Origin of the sequence: Parabacteroides goldsteinii DSM 19448 = WAL 12034, from assembly GCF_000969835.1 — a bacterium.
GTDB lineage: Bacteria > Bacteroidota > Bacteroidia > Bacteroidales > Tannerellaceae > Parabacteroides > Parabacteroides goldsteinii.
Map to the genome: position 1 here is coordinate 150,993 of NZ_KQ033912.1, position 23,456 is coordinate 174,448.

21 protein-coding genes and 2 pseudogenes are annotated in these 23,456 nt (G+C 39.0%); 4 read left to right on the forward strand and 19 right to left on the reverse strand.

The window, feature by feature from the left end; translation table 11 throughout:
* Positions 1-138: 138 nt before the first annotated feature.
* The 19 genes and pseudogenes from pdxA to HMPREF1535_RS00745 form a co-directional block, all read right to left on the reverse strand.
* Positions 139-1,254 carry a 4-hydroxythreonine-4-phosphate dehydrogenase PdxA gene (gene pdxA / locus HMPREF1535_RS00655; protein ID WP_010802442.1) on the reverse strand — a complete coding sequence of 372 codons (1,116 nt, stop codon included), beginning with the start codon at positions 1,252-1,254 and terminating at the stop codon, positions 139-141.
* Positions 1,255-1,267: 13 nt separating this feature from the next.
* Positions 1,268-2,305, reverse strand: a complete 1,038-nt coding sequence (locus tag HMPREF1535_RS00660) for a DUF4837 family protein (RefSeq protein WP_007658916.1) — start codon at positions 2,303-2,305, stop codon at positions 1,268-1,270.
* 55 nt (positions 2,306-2,360) lie between these two features.
* On the reverse strand, positions 2,361-3,392 hold the full coding sequence (rlmN, locus tag HMPREF1535_RS00665; RefSeq protein WP_046144999.1) for a dual-specificity RNA methyltransferase RlmN: 1,032 nt from the start codon (positions 3,390-3,392) through the stop codon (positions 2,361-2,363).
* A 121-nt stretch (positions 3,393-3,513) separates the two neighbouring features.
* Positions 3,514-5,649: a peptidylprolyl isomerase gene (locus HMPREF1535_RS00670; RefSeq protein WP_046145000.1), complete on the reverse strand. Its 2,136-nt coding sequence runs from the start codon at positions 5,647-5,649 to the stop codon at positions 3,514-3,516.
* Positions 5,650-5,746: 97 nt separating this feature from the next.
* The gene (locus HMPREF1535_RS00675) at positions 5,747-7,003 is read right to left on the reverse strand and encodes a hemolysin family protein (protein ID WP_007658919.1); all 1,257 of its coding nucleotides are present in this window, start codon (positions 7,001-7,003) and stop codon (positions 5,747-5,749) included.
* Positions 7,004-7,010: 7 nt separating this feature from the next.
* The gene (lptC, locus tag HMPREF1535_RS00680; RefSeq protein WP_046145001.1) at positions 7,011-7,676 is read right to left on the reverse strand and encodes an LPS export ABC transporter periplasmic protein LptC; all 666 of its coding nucleotides are present in this window, start codon (positions 7,674-7,676) and stop codon (positions 7,011-7,013) included.
* 2 nt (positions 7,677-7,678) lie between these two features.
* Positions 7,679-9,043 (reverse strand): tetratricopeptide repeat protein, encoded by a 1,365-nt coding sequence (locus HMPREF1535_RS00685; RefSeq protein WP_010802438.1) that lies wholly within the window; start codon positions 9,041-9,043, stop codon positions 7,679-7,681.
* A 30-nt stretch (positions 9,044-9,073) separates the two neighbouring features.
* Positions 9,074-10,357: a BamG family beta-barrel-assembly machinery protein gene (bamG, locus tag HMPREF1535_RS00690; RefSeq protein ID WP_046145002.1), complete on the reverse strand. Its 1,284-nt coding sequence runs from the start codon at positions 10,355-10,357 to the stop codon at positions 9,074-9,076.
* On the reverse strand, positions 10,344-11,072 hold the full coding sequence (locus tag HMPREF1535_RS00695) for a type III pantothenate kinase (protein WP_187386414.1): 729 nt from the start codon (positions 11,070-11,072) through the stop codon (positions 10,344-10,346). The genes bamG and HMPREF1535_RS00695 overlap by 14 nt, the downstream gene beginning before the upstream one ends.
* A 159-nt stretch (positions 11,073-11,231) precedes the next feature.
* Positions 11,232-11,929: pseudogene (lepB, locus tag HMPREF1535_RS00700) on the reverse strand (signal peptidase I).
* 187 nt (positions 11,930-12,116) lie between these two features.
* Entirely contained in the window at positions 12,117-13,160 is a 1,044-nt protein-coding gene (locus tag HMPREF1535_RS00705; protein WP_007658928.1) for a hypothetical protein, read from the reverse strand.
* Between the two features lie 146 nt (positions 13,161-13,306).
* Positions 13,307-13,633, reverse strand: a complete 327-nt coding sequence (locus HMPREF1535_RS26405; RefSeq protein WP_007658930.1) for an NVEALA domain-containing protein — start codon at positions 13,631-13,633, stop codon at positions 13,307-13,309.
* Positions 13,634-13,827: 194 nt separating this feature from the next.
* A pseudogene (locus HMPREF1535_RS00715) lies at positions 13,828-14,157 on the reverse strand (DUF1573 domain-containing protein); the annotation flags it as partial.
* Between the two features lie 22 nt (positions 14,158-14,179).
* The gene (locus HMPREF1535_RS00720; RefSeq protein WP_007658932.1) at positions 14,180-14,746 is read right to left on the reverse strand and encodes a hypothetical protein; all 567 of its coding nucleotides are present in this window, start codon (positions 14,744-14,746) and stop codon (positions 14,180-14,182) included.
* Positions 14,743-15,774, reverse strand: coding sequence for a BF3164 family lipoprotein (locus tag HMPREF1535_RS00725; protein ID WP_046145003.1), 1,032 nt, complete (start codon positions 15,772-15,774; stop codon positions 14,743-14,745). The genes HMPREF1535_RS00720 and HMPREF1535_RS00725 overlap by 4 nt, the downstream gene beginning before the upstream one ends.
* 33 nt (positions 15,775-15,807) lie before the next feature.
* Positions 15,808-16,080: an NVEALA domain-containing protein gene (locus HMPREF1535_RS00730; protein WP_046145004.1), complete on the reverse strand. Its 273-nt coding sequence runs from the start codon at positions 16,078-16,080 to the stop codon at positions 15,808-15,810.
* A 207-nt stretch (positions 16,081-16,287) separates the two neighbouring features.
* Positions 16,288-17,169, reverse strand: coding sequence for a DUF1573 domain-containing protein (locus HMPREF1535_RS00735; RefSeq protein ID WP_046145005.1), 882 nt, complete (start codon positions 17,167-17,169; stop codon positions 16,288-16,290).
* An 8-nt stretch (positions 17,170-17,177) separates the two neighbouring features.
* Positions 17,178-18,236 carry a BF3164 family lipoprotein gene (locus HMPREF1535_RS00740; RefSeq protein WP_007658938.1) on the reverse strand — a complete coding sequence of 353 codons (1,059 nt, stop codon included), beginning with the start codon at positions 18,234-18,236 and terminating at the stop codon, positions 17,178-17,180.
* Positions 18,237-18,467 carry an NVEALA domain-containing protein gene (locus tag HMPREF1535_RS00745; protein WP_229061381.1) on the reverse strand — a complete coding sequence of 77 codons (231 nt, stop codon included), beginning with the start codon at positions 18,465-18,467 and terminating at the stop codon, positions 18,237-18,239.
* Between the two features lie 304 nt (positions 18,468-18,771).
* On the opposite strand from HMPREF1535_RS00745, the gene HMPREF1535_RS00750 reads away from it, so the two are divergent.
* From HMPREF1535_RS00750 to HMPREF1535_RS00765, 4 genes are all read left to right on the forward strand, one after another.
* Complete coding sequence (locus HMPREF1535_RS00750) at positions 18,772-19,830, forward strand: response regulator transcription factor (RefSeq protein WP_046145006.1); 1,059 nt, start codon at positions 18,772-18,774, stop codon at positions 19,828-19,830.
* 260 nt (positions 19,831-20,090) lie between these two features.
* The gene (locus HMPREF1535_RS00755) at positions 20,091-20,333 is read left to right on the forward strand and encodes a GlsB/YeaQ/YmgE family stress response membrane protein (protein ID WP_046145007.1); all 243 of its coding nucleotides are present in this window, start codon (positions 20,091-20,093) and stop codon (positions 20,331-20,333) included.
* Between the two features lie 138 nt (positions 20,334-20,471).
* Entirely contained in the window at positions 20,472-21,686 is a 1,215-nt protein-coding gene (locus tag HMPREF1535_RS00760; protein WP_046145008.1) for a lipoprotein N-acyltransferase Lnb domain-containing protein, read from the forward strand.
* Between the two features lie 33 nt (positions 21,687-21,719).
* On the forward strand, positions 21,720-23,309 hold the full coding sequence (locus HMPREF1535_RS00765; RefSeq protein ID WP_010802433.1) for an alkaline phosphatase family protein: 1,590 nt from the start codon (positions 21,720-21,722) through the stop codon (positions 23,307-23,309).
* The last annotated feature ends 147 nt before the right edge of the window (positions 23,310-23,456 follow it).

The window sequence follows — 23,456 nt, forward strand, 5'->3', positions numbered from 1 at the left end:
TTCCTATCAAAAAAAGATTGAAGTCAAAAAGCGCAATACAGACCATATTATTATAAAATACAACAGATATGGACCGTTAGTCTTTATAACAAATATCCCCTGAAAAAGCATGTTTCCAGGGGATCTGTTTTTTATTATTTACTGAGGACAAACCTCTGCATCGTCATCTTTGGTAAGATCCAGCTTTTCATTATCGCCTCCCTTATCAAAATATTGCTTGCGGAGAGGATTCGCAGTAGCTTCCCGATAATTCAACCTGTTCCGGTAAATATCCAGCGCAGTATATAACGCCTGGCGGAACGACTCTTCGGAAGCCACATTCTGTCCGGCTATATCGTAAGCTGTTCCGTGAGCCGGCGAAGTACGGACAATCGACAGACCGGCCGTATAGTTAACCCCGTCATCCATGGCCAGCGTTTTAAACGGTGCCAAGCCCTGATCATGGTACATCGCTAATACGCCATCAAATTTGTCGTACATCTGAGAGCCGAAAAATCCGTCTGCCGCATAAGGTCCAAAAGACATGACACCTCTTTTTTCCGCCTCTTCCATGGCCGGAATAATGATCGTTTCCTCTTCTTTTCCCAATAAGCCATCATCACCTGCATGAGGATTCAATGAAAGCACGGCAATACGTGGTTTTACAATCCCGAAGTCCTGTTTGAGCGACTGATTGAATATGCGCAATTTCGACACGATATCCTCTACGGTTATTCTGGAAGGAACTTCTGCCAATGGGATATGTCCGGTCACCAAAGCAACACGCAGACCATCCTTCATCAAAATCATCAATGCTTTCCGGCCCACTCCGCCAAAACGTTCTTCCAGGTATTCGGTATGTCCCGGAAAATGGAACTCGTCATTCTGGATATTATGCTTATTGATCGGTGCTGTCAGCAATACATCAACAGCACCCCGTTTCAAGTCTGTAACAGCAGCTTCCAAAGCTAAAAATGCTGCTTCCCCGGCTATCGATGTCGACTGCGATAATTCTACTTTTGTTTCATCGTCCACACAGTTGATGATATTCACCCGGTTAATACCGGCATCTTCTGCCTGGGAAATGATGTTCATATTCACAGGAGGCAATTCCAACGCTTTCCGGTGATAAGCTGCGATTTTTGATGATCCGTATATAACCGGAGTACAAAGTTCGGCAACTCTGGCATCCGAGAATGTTTTCAGTATCACCTCATATCCGATGCCATTTATATCTCCGTGGGTAATGCCCACCTTAATCAATCGTTCTTCCATGTATTATGTTTGTTTATTTCTTACTTTCCGGTATGTCGAGCTTTTCTTCCACCGATTTTTCAAATTCACCCGGTAAGCGAAGTGTATATAAAGCTGCTTCGATACGGCGGATAAAGTTACGTTTATCTGTTTCAGGAGCAAAAACAAAGCCTTCGGCTACAACGACCCGGTTATTCTTTTCATCCAGACGGACATGACTGACAAACGGTCCGCCCATCATATCACCGACCATCTTCCACAAACCGCGTAGCACACCGCAATATTTGCCATTAACAGTGATCGGCGTATAATCAACCCCAAAACGGGACTCAGTCGTCATATACGATTCAGGGAAAGCTCCCGGCAGATTTTCCTTCAACACCGAGTCGCGCTTTGCTACCAGATATTCAGCCGTGAAGGTATTCGGATCGGTATAAGGGAAAGTATATACAATCAAATCCGTACGACCAGTATTGGCATTATTGGATGCCCAGAAGAAATCTGTCGTATCACGATAATAGGTCATATTAGACGGAGCATTCAGCATCAGGTCATGATTATTTTTCAGGTTATCCATGACAACTGTACTGTAATCTTTCTCCAACTGGCCAATCGCCCGGTTCATTTCGACTTTCACAAAGAAATCAACCAGCGCTTTCGGATGAGCCTGTGAATATTCAATAATAGCTTCAGGAGAAGGAGCATTCAGTGTCACAACCACCTGTCCTTTAGCCCAACGGTCGTTTTCATAGCTTATCGAAGCCTTCGTGTAAATAGACGGATCAATATTTACAATCAGTATATTGCGGACATAAGTCAATAATCCGTCGAATTGTGAAGGATCTACATAAGTAATCTTCAATGCAGGTTCAGATTGAGGAAGACCAGGGACATCAGATGTCAGCTCTTGTTTAATAGCCTTTCCCGAAGGGCCATCCCAATCAGCTTTTTTCATTACAACTACAACCTCATAAGCAAGGCCTGTGGCCCGTTTTCCAACCGGTCCTGAGCTACATGCTCCCAGCAATACCAGAAACATGAGTAAGCTAATCTGTAAAGAAATCTTTTTCATACCCATTCGTTTTTATAACACAAATATAATTCTTTTCTATCAAATGACTTGTCTTCTATCCGTTTTGTTGTTTTTTTGCTGTCGACAGCATTCCGCAGGCGGCAAATATATCCTCTCCTCTCGAAGCACGGATTGTACAAACAATCCCTGCATTGTTCAATGTATCACGAAAGACTTCCATCTTCGCCAAATCCGAACTTTCCAACGGGACGTTGGGGATAGCATGAAAACGAATCAGGTTAACCCTGCAATCTACATCATTTAATAAACAAATCAGGGCTTTAGCATGTTTCAGACTATCATTTAAATTTTTAAAAACTATATACTCAAAAGAAACACGACGTTGATGGGAGAAATCATATTGCCTGATGAGATCAATGACGCCCTGTGCCGGATAAGCTTTTTCTACAGGCATTAAAGACAAACGTTCTTCATGAAAAGGAGAATGCAGACTGACCGCCAAATGGCAGTCGCTTTCTTCCAGAAAACGCTTCAAGCCTTTTGCCACCCCGATAGTAGAAACTGTTATCCGCTTGGGACTCCACCCATATCCATAGGTAGAAGTAAGGATTTCAAGGACCTTAAACAACTCATCCACATTATCCAAAGGCTCCCCCATTCCCATAAAGACCAGATTTGTCAATGATTCTGATTCTGGAACAGACTGGATTTGGTTCAATATTTGATTTGCCGTAAGATTGGCAGTAAAACCTTGCTTACCTGTCATACAAAACAGGCAGTTCATCTTGCATCCGACCTGCGAGGACACACATAATGTAGCCCTGTCGTCGGTCGGGATATAAACAGCCTCCACAAAATTGCCGTTCCCTGCAGCAAACAAATATTTAATCGTTCCATCGACCGATTTCATACAATCAACCGGAGGGAGTGCCCCTACCTCAAAAGACTCTTCCAAAAGAGTACGTTTGGCAACAGCAATATTAGTCATTTCCGCAATAGAGGTAACTTTCTTCTTATACAGCCAATCGGCCATCTGTTTTGCTGCATATCCCGGTAAACCGACCTGTGCCGCCACTTCCTTCAGCTCGTCCAGCGTCATGCCTAACAATTGTCTCTTTTCTTGCATTGTATATTGTTATATAACGATTAATCCGGCACAAAGATAAAAAAAGCTGCCGGACTTTTCTGAATAAGTCCGGCAGCTTTCCTTAAAAAGGATTATGTAATACCTTTTGAGCTTTATTTGTTTAGAAGAAACGTATACGGTTGTCTTCTACATCTGCTTTGTTAACCAGTGACTGGATAGCCTGGAATCCGAAGCGGTATGCGTTCGATGCATCCAACGTTTTAATTTCTTCTGCTTCGTTGTATTCTTTTGCATCCTTGTTTCTGTCGTATACTTTAAATACATATACACCATTGTTACCGGCAACCGGAGCACTTACCTGACCAACCTCAGCAAGAGAAACCATTGCATTCAGTTTCGGTTCTACACCGATACCGGAGATACGACGTGTTCCGAAGTTGATAAACTTCACTGAATCAACTTTTGAACCCATAGCATCAGCATAAGCTTCAACTGATGTCAGATTTTTAGCCTTCAGATCAGCAGCGATCTTCTCACCTTTCTTCTGAGCAGCGATTTCAGCTTTCAAAGCAGGAGTTAAAGAGGCAACCGAACGGTAACCTTCTTTTACAGTACCTTCTACGCCTGCAATTACAAACTTATCGTCACATTCAAAGATTTCAGAGATTTTACCCTTATCATTCTGGAATGCCCAACGGATTACCGGACGAGAATTTTTAATGCTACCCAACGTCTGGTTATCAGCAGTAACATTTACACCAGCAATCAGATTATATCCGGCTTCTTTAGCAGCTTCATCCAACTTAGCTAAATCGTTGTTCTGTGAAATGAACTGGTTCAACTCGTTATAGATATTGCTATAAGTTTTAGAGCTCGGAGATACTGTCATGTCAATATCCGCTACTTTATACTTATTCACATTAGCTGTCTTTTCTGTTACTTTCACCAGGTGAGTTCCATACAAAGATTTCACTTTTGCAATTTCGTTTACCGGAGTAGAGAAAACAGCATTCTTAAAGTCTTCATTTACACCTCTCAGTGCAGTAATTTCAGTGAACCATCCCAGTTCTCCGCCATTTTCAGCAGCCTGGTCTGCAGAGAATTCTTTTGCCAATGCAGCAAAGTCCCCACCGTTCTTCAGTACATTCATCAAGCTGTCAGCCAAAGCGGTCGTACGGGCTTCGTCCCCATTTGCCAACATAATATGGCTTACCTTAACAGAGTCAGGCCCCATTTTCTTGTCTACCAACTTGAACATTCTGTACTTATCGTTATCGAATACCGGACCATATACAGCACCCACTTCCGAAGTCGTTGCGAATTGTTTCATTTCCGGATCAAAGGCATTTTCTGTAAAGAAAGCATCCATGTAAGGAACTTCTGAATTTTCATTTACAATATCAGCCACCTTTTCAGAAGTCGTGAATTCTTCTTTCAAAGATTCGATATCAGCACTTGCTTTGTCATAATCCTCCTGGCTGGGACGAATGTCAACAGCGATATACTTGATCACTTTACCTTCTTTTTGTTTGTAAAGTTCCTTACGCTGGTTGTACAGCTTTTCGATTTCACTCTTGCTTACTTCGATTGTTGAGTCAGGAATGCTTGCATACGACTGCATAGCATAAACAATGTCAGAGTTTTCAGCTGCGTCATTGAATGCTTCTTTTGCATCCAGCACGTTTGCTGCAACAGCCTTACTTAACAATGTTGTATATTTTTGTTCCAGACGCTGACGTTTAATGTTCTTTTCCCAGAACAACCAGAAATTACGAGCCTGGAGCAACTGAGCCTGCTGATCTGCAGGGTAACTTGCGATATTGTCGTCGTCAATTGTTTTCAGGAAATTCAACAAAGCAGTTTTGTCGAACTGTCCGGTCTGCGGATTAACAAACATCTGCATCTGCTGGATCATCGGTGAAATGTTCTCACCCTGAACCATATCAAATAATTCTTCCGGGCTTACAGCCATTCCTAATTTATCAGTTGCTTCGTCAAGTACAATTTCCTGTACCATAGCATCGAATACCGACTGACGGATCTGATTCATGTATTCTTCGGGCAGATTGGTCTGACCGGATTGCATCTTGTACATCTCAGTCATTTCATCAATACGTCCCTGATAATCCTGAATTTTAATTACTTCCCCGTCAACCTTAGCAACTCTCTCCTGAGTTTGTCTGAAATAAGTAGAACCGGAGTTCAAAAAGTCTCCAATGATAAAAGCGAACAATGCCAAACCCACAACGAGTACGAGCAGTCCTGCTTTGCTTCTGATTTTTTCCAGCGTAGCCATTTATCGTTATTTATTTTTAAAGTTTATATTTTACAGTTTAAGGGCACGAAGATACGAAAAAAAGGATTTGTTACATCTTTTATTCCACTTTTTTTCATCAATTGCCTACTTTCATTCGCACAAGTTCTATTTTCGTTGCCGTTACTTTTATGATTTTAAAAGTATATTTATCAATTACGATTGATTCATTCAATTTAGGAAATTTTTGGTAGAAATGCAGGATATATCCGGCAATCGTTACGTAATCGTCTGATTCCGGGAGCTCAAGATTGAACTTTTCATTGAGAGTATCGATCTCCATACGACCGGATATCAGGTATTCATCGTCCGAAACTTTCCGGGCTACGTATGATTTCATATCATGCTCATCCTCTATCTCTCCAAAGATCTCCTCTACCAGATCCTCCAGCGTCACAATCCCCGCTGTACCGCCAAATTCATCCACAACCACAGCCAGACTCTTTTTGTCCTGCATCAGCACCTTCATCAACTTATTGGCCGCCATCGTTTCCGGGACAATGGAAACAGTCTTTATACTCTGTGTCCAGTCTTCCGGATTTTTAAATAATTCCGATGAATGGATATATCCGATAATATCATCTATATTTTCGTTATAGATCAATATCTTTGACAACCCCGTTTCAATAAACTTAGAACGAAGTTCTTCCATACTGACAGTCTTGTCACAGGCGACAATCTCCGTACGGGGAACAATACAATCGCGCAAACGGACATTGGAAAAATCAAGCGCATTCTGAAATATTTTCACTTCCGTATCCATATCTGAGTTCAGAGGAGCATCTTCGATACTTTGCTGAATAAAGAAGTCAAGATCCACTTTACCTAAAGTACGCCTGCTCGATTGAGTAATATTCTTTACACCCACCAATTTCAGTATCAGATAAGAAATCAGTGCCGAAAACTTCGAGATAGGATATAATATAATGTATATGATCAACAAAGGAACCGAAAACAAATTCAAAGAAAAGTTTGGATTCAATTTGAAAATCGTCTTCGGGATAAACTCGCCTGTAAACAATATCAGGAGTGTCGAGATAATAGACTGAATAAGAACAATCAGAGCCTCATTATCAACGAAACGGGCGATAAACGGTTCCAGAACAATTGCCATCTGTAAACCATAGACAACCAGTGCGATATTATTACCCACCAGCATCGTTGATATAAACTGGTTTGGATTCCGGTAAAAAATATCCAATATCTTACCGGCTATATTCTTATTCTTTTTATCCAGTTCATGCCGCAACTTATTAGAAGAAATAAATGCGATCTCCATGCCGGAAAAAAAAGCGGAAAAGGCTAATGAAATCAATATGTACGTTAATGCATTCACATCAGTTCTATTTTATTGAATCCGGCTTTGCTATATCCACAGCCACAGAATCGCCGGTTGCAGTATTCACACGCGAAGTATCACGTGCTGTATCGCTAACAGGAAATGTTCCCTGCGAATTAAATATCTTATATTTCGTCATGTTCTGGTTCGACTTAAATCCGATGCCGGTGATAATCTTATCCCCTTCTTCCAGCTCAAAGTATTCATCTGTGTAAATTTGGTCTTCTTTCTGGTCGAAATACAGTATTGAAGTATCCAACTTTTTACCTTCCTGGCTTAATATACTCACATGACCAATCAGCTTATACAGCCCTTTCTTATCCCAATAATAAGCAGTATCTGCTTTTACACTTGCTTCTACATTAAACAAGGAATCAAATTTCTCCACGTAAACACCCTGGGGAAAATAGCTGTAAGGCTCCTTGGCTTTTCCGAACACCAACCACTCTTTCGCGTTCATCCGGTAACGGGTGATACCGGAATCAGAGATAAGACTGGAGACATCGGTCGTTCTCAGCGTATAGGTATTTTCCGGATCGAAGGTTACTTCCACCACTTCTTTATTCTCCTTGCCACAGGAAGCCATAAATAAAAGAAGCATAACAACTACCGCGAAAGTAGTTGTTATGCCATATTTGTTCGTTTTACAAAGAAAACGCGTTTCCGTCATAATTATCTGATTCTTGTTGTCTCACCGATCCAACCACCTACAGTAAACGATTTACCCTTTTCCAGATCCGGATGCATGAAAATTTCCTCTGTAGAAGGTAAATGAGCACGATAAGTACCGATCAATTTATTAGCTTCCTCTACACAGCTTTCATCAACCTGTTTTGCTTTTTCCCACTGGTCGATTGCCACATTGTAGGCAGCTCTTGCCAAAACACCGTCATTCGGAAATACATTCTTAACTGTAGCAGCATACATCTGGCCAATCAGGATGTACGGCTGACCATAGCTAGTATTTGTAGCTGCTGCTTTCTTTGCATATTCCCTTGCTTTTGAATAATTTTTCTGATCCAGATTAATCACTGCGATCATATAATAATCTTCAGCTTTTGAAGAAGGGTCTGTTTCCATATTGGCAGCTTCTTCAAAATATTTGACAGCTGTGTCATATTCTTTATTCTTTACAGCACGTTTAGCGATACCGATAGCGGCATCTGCACTCGGCTCAAGTTCATAAGCATAGGCTGCTGCTGCAAAGAATGCATCGATTTCCTGGCAACGAACACGTCTCAACAGAGAAACGATTTCTTTTAAAGCAGCCAGATCACTCTTGCTTTCTTCAACTTTCGGAGCATACAGGTTCTGCAATGTTTCGCAATCGGCAGCACCACTGTTTGCAAACGCACCGTTCACACTGGTTTTGAATGTTGTCAGGTTGTTAACTTCTTTTTCATTGTTAGCAGCCTGTGCAGCCTGCAACTGAGTATCCAGGATTTTAGATGCTTTCAGATAATCTTCAACATATTGTCCTTTGTGATTAGGATCATCAGCCATCTTCTGGTAAGAAGCAAACATATACAAAGAAACACCTAATGCTTCCGTATTGTCTCCATATTCGTTGATGATTTCACCCAACCAATTATACAATTTATTATAATCGGCTTTATCTCCCATTTGCTGGATATAATCCTGTGCCTTACGGGAAACGATCCAGTCTTTACCATAACGTTTGTCATCACCAAAATATTTCACACGTTTGTCATATACTCCCATCAGATCATCGATCAAAGCAGCTTTCTTTGCCGGATCTTTTTCATTGGCAATCTTCCATGCCATGATCTTTACACCATGCAGATAAATATCCTTTGTTGCAGCAGGACATTCATCGTAAACAATTTTCCAAAAATCATATGCATCCTTAAAATTCCCTGCCTTAGCATAAGGAACGAACAAGCTGATATTGGTTATACAACGGATACTGTCTTCGCCAGATCCAAATTGTGTTCCATTATCTACTCCTTTCTGTGCATACGCGCCTAGTGCTCCCATAGAGCATGCAGCCGCAATTAATAATACCTTTATTTTCATATCTGTTTTAATTTAAGTTAGCAATTTAAATTAATCTACCTTTTTCTTCCAGAACCACATTTCATTGAATGTGTAATTAACAGTAAAACGGAAATACTGTTCATCAATCATGTTTTTACCACTTGGGTTAATCTTCGTGTATTCAAAAGACACATTTACCAACGAACGATTATCAACCAACGGTAATCCAAAACCGACACTCACACCATATTCATTATAGCCATTACCTTTATATGCTGCATCATCTGTATTATTTATCATCAGATAGGAATTGCTATAATGGGCACCTGCGCGGTATCTTACCCGACCGAAAAAATTACGATTCTGATAATTTGGAATAAACTCGCCTCCGGCTGCAACCCGAACACGGTTCTTAAAACTATCTTTTGAATCATCATAATACGCTTTATCCCATGTTTCATACAGTACATCCGCAGCTAATGTCATCTTATTATTTTTCACATATGATGCACCAAAACCAATCGAGTTCGGTATATCAAATGCTTTACTCTTTGTCGTATCCGAAGCTACGATCTCGGCAGAACCGGAACTGGTTGCCGCATAAGTCATATTAATAGAAGTCGCATTCAAACGGTTTTTTGGAGAAAAGGCCAACCCGAATGTAACATTTTCTGTTTTACTGATCGGGTGGGTATACTGAACACCAAAGTCCAGTTTTATATCCCGTACTTCCAGATTCTGATTACGAATCGTGTTCCGTTCTGAACCCTGTCCTACAATAGAACTCTGCTCATGCTTGATGTTTCCAAAAAGATATCCGACATTCGCTCCGACAGAAAGACGCTTCTTCCATATATCTATAGACAAACCTGCATACAAATCGTTTAATCCGCCGGAACCATTAAATGTTTCCACATAATTAAATCCACCTTCAGATGTTCTCCGGGCACCAAAACTATATCCGACATACGAGTAAGGTAAAATACCCACACTCATCGCAATACGTTTATGTATCGGGAACTGCATTGCAATATACTCCACATTCCCATTAATATTGTGCTGTTTATTGACTCCGTCATCAAACCATGAAAGCTGACCTGAAGCACCAAAATCAAACAAAAATGTCAATGAATCCATACAACTGTACGATGCCGGGTTCATCGGGTTGATCTGTTTCGACGATCTTAATCCGAAACCAACGCCACCCATTGCCCGTCCGGCTCCGAATGAACGATCCGCTAATTCACCATACCCAAAACGGGTATAGGGCGAGTTAGTATTATTTTGTGCCGCTAGCGACAACTGTGTCAATATAAGAATGCTTGCTATTAGTAGCTTATTAATCTTCAACATTATACTCTAAGATTCTGTTTAATCCTGTCAACACTAAATTAATGTCTGCAAAGATGGAGTTTTTTAGTCGGCTTTCAAAATAAAACGAATGACCGCCTGTTAAAAAAACCAAAAGGTTAGGATATTTTATCCGTAACTTCTCGATATACCCGTCCATCTCGTAGACTATCCCATTCACTACTCCTGCCTGGATAGCACTCTCGGTATTGGTACCCAATAAAGGGACTTCCTCCTGTTCCGTCACCAAAGGTAGTTTTTTTGTATAAAAGTTCAAAGCCTTGAAACGGGTAGTCATTCCCGGAGAGATATTCCCTCCCAGATAAGCACCCGAGGCCTCGATCAATTCGTAAGTAATTGCTGTGCCAGCATCAATGACAAGCAGGTCTTTTCCCGGTTCCAGGTAATTGGCACCGACAGCCGCAGCCAACCGGTCTTTTCCCAAAGTTTCGGGCGTTTCATATTGAACCGTTATAGGCAACTTTACAGTTTCATCCAAAAAGATAAAGCGCCGGAGCTTACCACGCAGGTAATCATTCAGCACTTCATTTTTGCCTATCACAGTCGACAATATTCCATGTTCAAAATCGTATTTCCCAAAGAGAGACTCCAATTCATCAACATCGAATTTCTTATATACAAAAGAGGCTTCCATGTGCTTCTTATTGTATACCGCAACTTTTGAAGAGGTGTTTCCTTGTTCTATAATTAAATTCACGTGACTGAAATTTTCCGCAAAGAAAAGCAAAATTGGTGAAATAACACCTATACAGGCAGCACAAACTGAAAAAAAGAGTTATCCAAGCAATTGTATTTCTACCTGTGACCAAAACGATGCACAGCCGAAAAATCCCGCTAACAGCGAGTTGTAACCAGTTTATATCAGAAATCTGTCCCATCTGAATTTATCCGTATATGGGTCTACCGACTTCCAGATAATCCATGCTTTCCCGACAGTATATTCTTCAGGTAGTAATCCCCAATAGCGTGAATCCTGTGAGTTCATGCCTTTGTCGCCAGCCATGAAATAATAGTTTTCTTGGAAACGATATCTGTAGATCGGCTTTCCATTAAGAAAAGTCGTAGAATCCTTGTATTGAAGACTACCCTGTTGTTCCCATTCGATCAGTTTTTTATATAACCGGAAGTTTGTACGCCTTCCACATGAAAGAATCCGTTTCGGATGGATAGGGTATCTCCCGGTATTCCGACACACCGTTTGATGTAATATTTGAGTATATGCATTTCAATTTTATCCCAACTGTTTGGATGCGGAAAATTGAAAACCAGAATATCATTGCGTTTTATCTTTTTGAAACCGGGAATGCGATAAATCTCTGTTTGTTCGTTTCGCATGGAGGCAAACAGGTTGAATATGCGAGGTCCGACGGTCGGTTTCCAGACAAGTATATTGTCTCCTGTAATTAATCCCGGTTCCATCGAATCGCTGGGGATTTTGAAAGAGGCAAAGACAAATACCTGTAAAACAAGCCATAGAGTAACTGTCATACATAGCCAGAAGACTATATTGACGGCTTTGTTGATCAGGGTATGTATTTTTCTATGCTCTTTCATCGAATTAATAGCTTTTTATACTGTCGTTTTCAATAAAAAATATCCGTTGGTTAACGATCCTTTCCGGAATAGTGAACCATAATAATGCATTAGCGGATATTTGATTGTATGTTTATGTTGTATCAGTTGAACTTGCTATTTGCACGTGTAAATATGACTATGATCAATAGATGCTTTCCTATTTTTCTTATATATCTTTTAGATCATATGCAAGAATATGATCATCCTCATCTATGCCATATAATGTTTTATTCTTCTCATTAATAGAAAAATACAGTACATTGGCATTCAAATATAGTTTATATTTAAAAACTCCGTTCCAATCGTAAGTATATAAAACAGAATTATTGTTTTTGTCTTTTCTTAGTCCAAAAAGAAGTGAGTCAGTAGCAAATGCCTCATAATGTATTTGCTTTTTTTGTTCAATTGCATATTTTGTATTTAATCCCATATTTGATAATCCTATTTTTGTTTTATTTTTCGTGTTCAGATCAATTATTATTATAGCATCCATATAAGTATAAAATAATGCTATTTTATCTCTGTTTGGTTTGATTACAGGATAAGCACTGTATATTAAATTATTTTCAAAATTTATACCTTTCAAATTGTTAATATAAATTGTATCATAAACTATATTTGAGCAATAATTTAGTTTTACATAAAACGGATTTGTGTTTTCTTTAAAAGTTTGAGATCTTATAGGATCTTTAGTTAATAAAAAAACAGAATCACTTAATTCAAAAACAGCATTAGATTCCTCAAATATATTTTTCATATCATTGCTTTTTGTGAAATCAACTTTCTTCTCAAAAAAAGTATTGTTGTTTTTTATTGATTTGTTGATATTTAATAACCCCATAAAGTTTGGATAGGATTGTATCCAAAGTAAAGATTCATTATTTTGTTGAAAAAACTGATTAAATCGTGTAAATAAAACGATTTCATTAGGTCCATTACCTTTGCGAAGAAAATTTCCCAGTATCTTGTAATCATTAACACTGTATACTTTTATTATTTTATTCTCATGTCGTTGAACAAATACTAAGAATGTATCAATTGCTACTATTCCTGTTGGATTCAAAATATCAATTGGAAGTAACTGAGGTGATAAAGAATATTCTACAGCCTCTTCTTTTATATATTTTGTCGTAAACTTATTATTTTCATATTTTTTACAACCAATCAATAGTATGAACGATAGTAAAATATAACCTGTTATTTTATTCATAAATCTTCTATTGTTAAAAATATTAGCTATTGTTATATCCTAGAAAACTACTTTATAAAAACAATTAATTTATCATTTATATATTGTTATTTCCTAGGAGAAACATTTCAAATTTTTACTAATATATTGGTGTCAATTCTTGTTTACTAAATATATGTATAGCATTTTCCAACCAAAGTAACACCCCATGCTGGCTTTTGTGACGTGGCAGCTCCACAAGGGTAGTGAACAGATGTATCAGATGAATATTGGCTACAAGTCAAATAAATATTACTATCATAACCACTAAAAGCAGTATAACAATCTTTTACAACCGTGGGGCCCCACCCTTCTTCTTCCCATCTAGCTAACGCCTCCACGTTAGCTAAAGCCAAGTCAGAGAGTTCCACCTCGTTCTGACTCTGGCTGTAATTCCAGCCTGCTGCAAGAGCTATGGCAGTAAACAGAACTGCCAAAAAAATCTTAAGTTTCATATCTTAATCTTTTTATTTGTTATTTGATCGGGTTATTTTCTATCTTTGCCTACTCTTCTTCGGATTTAGATAGTCGAATGAAGTGATTCATTCTGTTTTGTCGGTTATATTACCATCATACACCTCCTTTTCGAGGTCTCCGGGAGTTTGCTTGTACTATTTTGCGGTTGTGCAGCAAACTCCCATTCGTTCGATCACCGAACATTCCCCTTTATCTTTACTTTGACAGGTTGATTGTTAATACTATTGTACTTGATCGTAACGACTTCATCGAAGAAACCTGTGTCTTTCGGTGTCATCTTAATTCCTACCCGAAGAGATTCTCCGGGTTTCGCAGGTCGTTTGTCATAGGTGGCTGCCGTGCAGCCGCAGGTGGTACTTACGTCCACGATCACAAGGGGATTGTCCCCGGTGTTTTTTATTTCTATGGTTGTCTCCTTTACTCCCGATTTGTCGAAAGTACCGAAATCGATTTCTGTCTTTGTTGCTTCGGCTGCTGTTTTCGGTATATTTTTGTTTGGGCTGTGTACCAGGTTTTCCTGGTTTCTACTTTACATTGAATGAATCTAATATTTCTTTTATCTTCTCGTTAATCTCAGATTGTTCTGCTAAATTATTTCTCAAAGATATTTTTATACAATGTACAATATTTTTATTTTGCTTAAATAAATAATAGGTACGATATGTGACAGTTTTACCGTCCATTTCTTTACTATCTTTAATTATGAAAAATCTTTTTTGCTCTTTGGTTGGCCATATGTTATTTTTTTTTACTGGTACGGGAGAAGATATAAGAGACATTTCTAATTGTTCTATCTCTTCTACTGATAAAGTTTTATTGTCTGTTTTTTGATAGCTTTGTATATCTATACCGATTGTTTTTGGAATATCTTCTATGTTTTTAATGGGAGTGCTCCATGCCCAATAAAAAAGATGAAATCCATTAATGTCTCTTTCTCCCGGATTTATTCCATCTCCAGGCATTCCTGACATAGGTTCCCACTCAGCTGGAATACAAATTGAATACAACTTATTAGTTATTATTTTTAATCCATTGTCACTAGTAAAAGAACATAAGATTAGTATTATAGGGAAAATGTATGTTTTTATCATTTTTCTTTTATTTTAGGTAAATCGTATATATATATTTCATTTTCAATACTGTTGTCTAAAGCGTATAATTTATTATATTTTCTGCTAATGGCCATTAATGATATCTTTCTGTCAAATTCAAAACAAGCAATAGCTCTGCCTTCCCAAGTCCAAACTTGTAGTTCACAGTGATTATCCTTCTTTGTATTACGTGGATTGGAATTCTCACACAATATGTAGATATGATCATTAGTAGCATAGGGTTGCCCCATATAATAACCTGATTGATACTGTACTTCTTCTTCAAAATTTGTAGAATAAGGTTCAATTTGTACATCTATATCATGTAATAAGTGAGCATTCTGATCATATATCCTCAAATGTTTGAAACGTGCATAAAAACTTGCAAATTTTTTACCATTAGGATGGACAACACAGGTTTTCAAATAAGTAACAAATAGAGGAGGAGTATTCTTTTTTCTTTTAATTTCAACCCAATTTGGATAAATATCTGTTTTAATAATTTCTCCCGTTTTTTCATTTAGCAAACAGTATTCATTTTCTTCATCTAGTCTTCCTAAAGTCAGATATATATCGTCCGCTAGTGGATAAAAGCCATTATTAGAAATCCCCTGTTCAAAAACGGGTTGATTATTAACTACTTTGAGCTCATTATTTTGAATAGCAACAGTTTTCAAAAGATTACTTCCTACTTCTAACACCTTAAATTCATTTTCATATAAATAAAAACTACGTGTATCTAATAGATTGAAATCATTAGGACCTTGTCCTCGATTTCCCATATCTCCAATATAAGAACAATCAGGAAGATTAAAAAGGGAGAAAAGTTTTTCTTCCTTTTCTTTATAAACAACTAATTTTTCACCAACAATTCCCATATAACGAGGCAACAAGACAGGCACGGGTAATTGTGTTACCTGTGCCTGTAGTTTACCTGTTTGTGGAAATGAAGTTACAATTGTTGCTTTCTCATTGTCATGATCACATGCATTAAGAACAAATAACAATAATAATAATAGATGCTTCATAATAACAACATTCCTTAAATAAACATTCGTGAATTAATGCCAACAACGTTCTTGCTGCCAAACACTTACTGCTGTACTGGAATTACAATCCATACAACGTGTATAAGTAAAAAAGAAAGAAGAATTATCGTCTTGACTAAATCTAAAGCAAACCCATCCGTCTGGGGTCCATTCGTTGAAAGCCAAAGCTTCCACATTAGCAAGTGCCAGTTCTGATAATTCCACTTGATTTTGACTCTGGATGAAATTCCAGCCTGCTGTAGCTGCTATCGCAACTAGAGCCATGATACCGAATAACTTTTTCATATTCGTATATGTTTAATTATTTATTAAAATCATTATTTAATCAGGCTATTTTCTATCTTTGCCTACTGTTATTCGGATTAGATAGTCGAATGGCACCTGTATCATTCTGTTTTGTCGGTTATATTACCATCATACACCTCCTTTTCGGGGTCTCCGGGAGTTTGCTTGTACAATTCGAGGTCGTGCAGCAAACTCCCATTTGTTCGATCACTGAACATTCCCCTTCATCTTTACTTTGACAGGTTGATTGTTAATACTATTGTACTTGATCGTCACGACTTCATCGAAGAAACCTGTGTCTTTCGGTGTCATCTTAATTCCCACCCGAAGGGTTTCTCCGGTTTTTGCAGGTCGTTTGTCGTATGTGGCTGCTGTGCAGCCGCAGGTGGTACTTACGTCCACTATCACAAGGGGATTGTCCCCGGTGTTTTTTATTTCTATGGTCGTCTCCTTTACTTCCGATTTGTCGAAAGTACCGAAGTCGATTTCTGTCTTTGTTGTTTCGGCTGTTGTTTTCGGTATATTTTTGTTCGGACTGTCCTTACCTGTAATCTGTTTCAGATACAGTTCTTTAACATCTGTGTTATGTACCGGATTCCCTAATACAGTGACTTTATTGTCCTTATCTAGCAGGAATGTCTGGAAAGTTATGTCTGCCGGGAATTTGTTCAGTTTGTTTAGTCGATCGTCTATATCAATACAGATAGGGCGATCGAATGCGTCTCGTTTCAGGAGGTAACGTATTTCCTTCGCATCTTTTGGATGCATGAAGAAGAGGAAAGGAACTTTTCCCTGTGTTACTGAATCAGTGTATTCGATCAGTTCCTTCCATTTATGAAGTTGCAGTTTACAACTGGTGCAACCGATAGAGTCTACATATATTAATACCTTATATTCAGATTGTGGGATTTGGAAATCCGTAGTATCTGTCAGATAGCGGGTGAAGGTCAGGTTTTCAGGGAACTGTATTTGTTTCCCTTGCCATTCGCTGACCAGATGCGCAATCTTATTTTCCTTCTCTTTCTGTTCGTTGTAGCAGGAAAAGAAGGTGGTTGCTATTAATAATATGTAAAGATAAAAGGCTTTCATATCGTTTGCTAAATCTTAAATTCTATAATCGGATCATCGCTTTTCACCTCGGTGGCGACAATCGTATTTGTTTCTTCGTTTACATCAATGCCGTGTATTGCGTGATCAAGAGTGTATTTTTGTACCGGATTTCCTTTCAGGTCGAATACATAAATAAATCTGCCTCCGTCTTCCAGTTCTTTTCCCTGCTTATAGGCGGCCAATTCATCTTTTAACTTCATTCCCTGAAATACCGCATAAATGTATTTGTCGGTAACTTTTATATCATTGAATCCCATAATTCCGTCCGGGACACCTGAACCGTCACGTGCCGTTTTGAACTCGGGCTCTCCGTTTGGGCCATACAATACTTTATGCGTACTGTCTTTTAAATTGTATATTTCCAGTGTTTCTCCCAATTGGGTGGCCATTGCCAATATACCATTATCGGGATTATAGTCCATGAAGGGACGCCAAGCTTGTGCCAATGCCGGACGCGATGTCTCTTCTTCTGCTGCTTCGCTGGGTATAGTGCCGTGGTTTTGGATGGCTTTGCCATCGCCGTCTACTTCCCAAAAACGGTGCTCACCCATGTAGTCGGGAACCAAAAATCCCGATTCCATCGTATGAAAGTCGAGCGAACGGACTAATTTCTTATCTAATTTGATCTCTTCGACCCGTTCCGCTGAACCGTTAGTCGAAGAGATTTTCCAACGTGTAATCTCCATCTTATTGGCATCAAGTGCCCATAAAGAGTCTAAGGAGTTGAATTGGATGCTGATAGCCGATAGCATTTCCTGTGGGGCCTCTCCACGTCTACCGAATGAAGCGATGTGTTTCCATTCCGGATAGGTAAATGCATGTAAATAATGATCCATATTATGTAGGTCCATGACAACAGCGATACTGTCCCTGACCGCTACCCGGAAGGGGTAGCGGAACAGGATAGTATCCAGGTTGATTACCTGTGCACTGAGCGCCTTGGTTTTGGGAAAATCCGAGTATCTTGGAAAGTGCGAATCCGGAGAACTCGAACAGGCGGTCAGATAACTAATACCTATTAATAATATGGATAAAGGATACTTCATCTATCTACAATTGATATATTTTCTTTTAACCCAATCTCCATAACAATCAACGGAACCTTCTCCCAAGCACAGAACATCTATATATTCATCTTCAGGATTTGCCAGGGCTTCGATGTTTGCAAATGTCAATTCTGTCATGCCGTTTTCATTGCTTTGTGCCGTATATAAATAAGTGGCAGCAATAAAGGATATCAGTCCTAATGTTAGTTTAAATGTTTTTTTTCTCATCATTTATTGTATTTAAGTTTTAACGAAGATAGGGCTATTTATTTGAAAAAGCAAGTGCGTTTACTCTTTTGAGATAGTGAAAATCAAAGATCTTGTCATTTTTACTGGTTAGCGATTAGTATAGTATTGAGATGGATGGATGCAAAAGATATGCAGTTTATATGCATATAATATGCAAGAACCTATTTTCTGTTTGATAATGTTTTGTTTATGGCTTTGCATGAATTGAGCATATTTTATATTTAAGATTAAAGCTTATTGTTGAAAAAAATATTCATATTTTTGTTGAAATAAACAGATTGAATCTATGAAAAAAAACATGAGTCTATATTGGGCATTTTTTATTTTGTCGGTAATCCTGAGCGGAGGCATACTCTATTATAAGGTATATAACGAAATAAAGATAGAAGCGTATGATATTTTTGAAGAAGTAGTGAATATGGATGTTGATGCGCGGATAAAAAATGAAAAAGTTGTTTATAAGAGGGTGAAAAAGGAGCAGTTTCATTTGGATTCTACCTATATTCAGACGTCAGCGGGAATAGATGCCCAAAGAAAAGAATTAACGTCGAATGCATCCAATAAGTATAACCTGATGCAGCATTATCTCAGTGATTGTACTCCCGTGCAAGTTTCGGCCATTGATAGTTTGTTTCAGATTGTTTTACAACGAGCTGGCATTTCTGCTAAAACTGTTGTAAAATCTATAGGAAAAGATTTCCCAGATAAATCGGCAGATGTGGTTACTTACAGTAAAGACATCCCTTTTATCTTTTTATATGTTGATTTGCCGATGAAAAAAATAGAAATGCCGGTTTACAATTTTACTTTAGGTTTGCAGGGCTTTATTCAATGTCCATTCTCTTATTTGTTAAAGAAGGCGCAGCACTTATTCTTATTCTGGTTTTTGGTATCAATTTTGGCTATTGCTTTATTGGTGCTAATACTATTTACGATAAGTCCGTTTATCCGGAAAAGAGGTAGAATTCTTTTTCCGAAAAATAAGGGATCTGATATTATCAAACATGTAGAACAAACAACCAGGGAGTGGCTGAGCGTTACAGATACAATTCTTCTGGATGAAATAAGTGGCGAAGTTAAGTGTGATGATGAAATAGTATTACGTTTAAAAGGGTTGAATTTAAAGTTATTTGCTCTATTTGTTAAAAACAAGGATGTTTGTGTTGTGTATGATCAGTTGAAAGTAGATATATGGAATAATGAGAATTTAAGTAATGCAACAATAAGTATACAAATTGGAAAATTGGAGAAAGAATTACAAACAAAAATACCATTTTTGTCTATTGAAAATATTCGTGGAGTAGGATATCATTTAGTAGTTTCTAAATCGCCTTCCGACAAATGAAGATGTATTTCTGTTTTTGTTTTCTCCAACTATCAAAATGACACTACTCTACCGGGTAAATCGGATTAATATACCGGGTAAAATAAAATACCCTACCGGGTAATATTTTTTAACATATCAAAGCGGTTTTCAAAATCGCTATTCGCTATCAAAATGTAAATTACAACACCTTTCTGATCGAGTAATACCTAACCATCAATTCGTTTAAACATAAACTCCCTATCCTTTGTTTATTAATCAGAACACTAAATTAAGTTATTATGGGAATTATCAGTTCGATTATTATTGGTATCCTGGCAGGCTTCCTGGCCGGGAAAATATTGAAAGGGAGTGGATTCGGGTTGATTGTAAACCTGATAGTCGGTATTATCGGTGGCGTATTGGGTGGATGGCTATTCGGCCTGCTGGGACTAAGTGTAAACGGAGTGATCGGCAGCCTGGTGATGTCAACCATCGGCGCAATCGTTTTACTATGGATCGTTTCACTATTCAAAAGAGAATAAGCAGCTTTGAGAATTGAAAAAAGTATACCTTTATCATATATACAACTATATATATTACAGTTAATACTTAATTTTCAATTCTCAATTTTAATTTTCAAAGCAAAACCCCTACCTTTGTACGGTAAAAACAAATATCGTATGAAAAAGAACCTGCTTCTGCTTTTCCTGTTCCTTTGCTTGATTCCGGCAAAGGCACAAACCGGATTAAGCGACGAAGCGCAGATAAGCATATTGACGGCAGCTCCATCCGACGATGAAGTGTATACCGTGTACGGACATACGGCCATACGGGTAAAAGATACTTTACGTAAACTTGATACAGTTTTCAATTATGGTATCTTCGATTTCTCAAAACCCAACTTCATCTATCGTTTTACAAAAGGAGAAACCGATTATAAACTGGCAGCCTATAATTTTTCACATTATATAATAGAATATCAGATGCGGGGAAGTGAAGTAACCGAACAGGTACTCAACCTCACTCCCGAAGAGACCCATAAGATATGGAATGCCTTGATAACGAATGTACAACCGGAAAACGCCGTTTACCGATACAATTTCTTTTTCGACAATTGCGCGACTCGTCCGGTTGCCATTGTGGAGGAACAGGTAGACGGGAAAGTGCAATATAACAACCCGCCCGAACCTCAAACATTCCGCGACCTTATAAATTATTGCACACGTAATCATCCCTGGCTGACATTCGGATGCGATCTGGCACTCGGAAGTCCGACCGACCGGATCGCCACCCCGCATGAAATGATGTTCCTGCCGCTTTACCTGAAAGATGAATTTGAAAAAGCAACAATCGTGAACCCCGACGGAAGCGAAAGGAAACTGATAAAACAGACAAACCGGCTGGCTGAACAACTGACAGACGACAATAATGGCAGTAAGATATGGTTTACGCCTATGTTATGCAGCATGATTTTTTTCCTGCTGATAGCAGCAATCACATTCATAGAATGGAAGAAAAAAACATATTTCCGCCTGGTGGATTGTATCCTCTTTTTCCTTGCTGGACTGGCGGGTACGGTATTGTTCTTCCTTTGTTTTATATCGACTCATCCTTGCATCTGGCCGAACTGGTCGATTGTGTGGTTACAACCTTTCGCCCTTATCGCTGTTATTTTGTTTGCAGTAAAAAAGTTCGGAAAGGCTGCATATTATTATCATTTTATTAACTTTGCGGCGCTTACGCTGCTGTTGGCGGGTTGGTATTTCATTCCGCAACACTTAAATATAGCTTTTATCCCGCTTGTTGCCACGCTTTGGCTACGTTCCGGATACGGTATATACAGGGGTAATATGGCAATTAAAGAATGTGCCAATATGCCAATAAAAGGAAAATGAAGCGTATAGCTTGAATATATGATGGAAAATCGGATGAGAAAAATAATAACGTCGCTTATTGCAATCCTGGTAGTCACTAACCTGGAGGCACAACAACGTACCCCCAAACTTGTGGTTTGCATCACCGTGGACCAACTAAGAGGCGATTATATAGAATACTTCTACAATACATTCGGTGAACGCGGTTTCAAACGGTTGATGAACGAAGGATTGGTTTACAACAATATCAAATTCGAATTTTCCGACATCGACCAGGCAAGTGCCTTCGCTACGCTGTTTACCGGAAGCAACCCTTGTTTCCATGGGGTTACAGGAAGTAAATACTACGACTTCGAGAATGATAAAGAAGTCTCTATCCTTTACGACAAAGATTATATCGGTAATTATACCCGCGAAAATTATTCTCCTAAAAAGATGTTCAGCTCCACAATCGGAGACGAACTGAAGATTGCGTCCAAAGGCAGAAGCGACGTGTATGCCATTGCCCCCGATGCGGAGAGTGCAATCCTTTCTGCCGGTCATGCGGCAAACGGAGCATTCTGGATGGACGACATGAACGGGAAATGGGCGACGACCACCTATTATAAAGGTCTTCCCTGGTATGTGGACCGTTATAATAATGGAGTGGAATCCTTGTCGGCACGTCTGGAGCAGATGGTGTGGACTCCTACCCTTCCATTGGACAAGTATAACGCTTTCCCTTACGTATTGGATGATATTCCTTTCAAATATACATTTAATGAAAAGACAAACGATTGTTTTCCGAAGCTGAAGACGACCCCTTTCATTAATAAAGAGATTAACCGGCTGGCCTTGCAATTCCTTGAATACGGTGCATTCGGCACACGAAGTTGTCCGGATATGCTGTCGGTCACCTATTATGCGGGTAACTACAAAGGAATCATGAACAAGGACTACACCCGGGAGATTCAGGATACGTATTATCAGCTGGATAAAGACCTGGAACAGTTTTTGGATGCCATCGATAAAAAGGTCGGCCTGGCTAATACCCTCGTCGTATTCACCGGCTCCGGTTATTATACCAGCGAAGAAGAATATGCAGACGGACTACTGATAAACGGTGGAGAATTCCATCCGAAACGTTGCGTCGCCCTGCTTAACATGTATCTGATGGCAATATACGGGCAGCAAAGCAGTTGGGTAAAAGGTTTCTATAATAACCAGATTTACCTGAACCGCAAAGCTATCGAAGACGCCAAACTCGACCTGAGAACGATACAGGATAAAGCAGCCGAATTCCTGATGGAATTCAGCGGTGTACAGCATGTAACCACCGACCATGCCCTGCTTGCCGGTGAATGGAACGAAGGAACGGTTAAATTCCGTCAGGGAACGCACCATCTGAAACGCGGCGACCTGATCATCGAACTGCAACCCGGCTGGATCATCAACAATGACAACCCGAAAGAAAAAGTAAAAATAATTCGTAATAACGCAGTAATTACCCCGTTGGTATTTATGGGTAACGGCATCAAACCGGAACATATCTACCGCGAAGTAAAAGCCACAGAGGTAGCCCCCACGGTAACCCATGTGCTGAGGATACGGCCACCGAATGCATCCCAGAGTTTACCTCTTTGGGAGTTGACGATCAAAAAATGAGATCTTGACCGGTCACTGGTATTATTGTTAACCTCCCATCCCTGGAATAAACAAAATTTGACAAGTATTTACTTTGGCACGGAATTTGATAGTGATATATCATTCCGGTGATCAATTAAATCCGATCGTCAGCAAATAATCACTTTA

Bases quoted from the DNA above. Each gene is read 5' to 3' on its own strand.
- pdxA (WP_010802442.1), bottom strand. From the start codon at position 1,254: ATGGAAGAACGATTGATTAAGGTGGGCATTACCCACGGAGATATAAAT.
- HMPREF1535_RS00660 (WP_007658916.1), bottom strand. From the start codon at position 2,305: ATGAAAAAGATTTCTTTACAGATTAGCTTACTCATGTTTCTGGTATTG.
- rlmN (WP_046144999.1), bottom strand. From the start codon at position 3,392: ATGCAAGAAAAGAGACAATTGTTAGGCATGACGCTGGACGAGCTGAAG.
- HMPREF1535_RS00670 (WP_046145000.1), bottom strand. From the start codon at position 5,649: ATGGCTACGCTGGAAAAAATCAGAAGCAAAGCAGGACTGCTCGTACTC.
- lptC (WP_046145001.1), bottom strand. From the start codon at position 7,676: ATGACGGAAACGCGTTTTCTTTGTAAAACGAACAAATATGGCATAACA.
- HMPREF1535_RS00685 (WP_010802438.1), bottom strand. From the start codon at position 9,043: ATGAAAATAAAGGTATTATTAATTGCGGCTGCATGCTCTATGGGAGCA.
- bamG (WP_046145002.1), bottom strand. From the start codon at position 10,357: ATGTTGAAGATTAATAAGCTACTAATAGCAAGCATTCTTATATTGACA.
- HMPREF1535_RS00705 (WP_007658928.1), bottom strand. From the start codon at position 13,160: ATGAATAAAATAACAGGTTATATTTTACTATCGTTCATACTATTGATT.
- HMPREF1535_RS26405 (WP_007658930.1), bottom strand. From the start codon at position 13,633: ATGAAACTTAAGATTTTTTTGGCAGTTCTGTTTACTGCCATAGCTCTT.
- HMPREF1535_RS00720 (WP_007658932.1), bottom strand. From the start codon at position 14,746: ATGATAAAAACATACATTTTCCCTATAATACTAATCTTATGTTCTTTT.
- HMPREF1535_RS00725 (WP_046145003.1), bottom strand. From the start codon at position 15,774: ATGAAGCATCTATTATTATTATTGTTATTTGTTCTTAATGCATGTGAT.
- HMPREF1535_RS00730 (WP_046145004.1), bottom strand. From the start codon at position 16,080: ATGAAAAAGTTATTCGGTATCATGGCTCTAGTTGCGATAGCAGCTACA.
- HMPREF1535_RS00735 (WP_046145005.1), bottom strand. From the start codon at position 17,169: ATGAAAGCCTTTTATCTTTACATATTATTAATAGCAACCACCTTCTTT.
- HMPREF1535_RS00740 (WP_007658938.1), bottom strand. From the start codon at position 18,236: ATGAAGTATCCTTTATCCATATTATTAATAGGTATTAGTTATCTGACC.
- HMPREF1535_RS00745 (WP_229061381.1), bottom strand. From the start codon at position 18,467: ATGATGAGAAAAAAAACATTTAAACTAACATTAGGACTGATATCCTTT.
- HMPREF1535_RS00750 (WP_046145006.1), top strand. From the start codon at position 18,772: ATGAAAAAAAACATGAGTCTATATTGGGCATTTTTTATTTTGTCGGTA.
- HMPREF1535_RS00755 (WP_046145007.1), top strand. From the start codon at position 20,091: ATGGGAATTATCAGTTCGATTATTATTGGTATCCTGGCAGGCTTCCTG.
- HMPREF1535_RS00760 (WP_046145008.1), top strand. From the start codon at position 20,472: ATGAAAAAGAACCTGCTTCTGCTTTTCCTGTTCCTTTGCTTGATTCCG.
- HMPREF1535_RS00765 (WP_010802433.1), top strand. From the start codon at position 21,720: ATGAGAAAAATAATAACGTCGCTTATTGCAATCCTGGTAGTCACTAAC.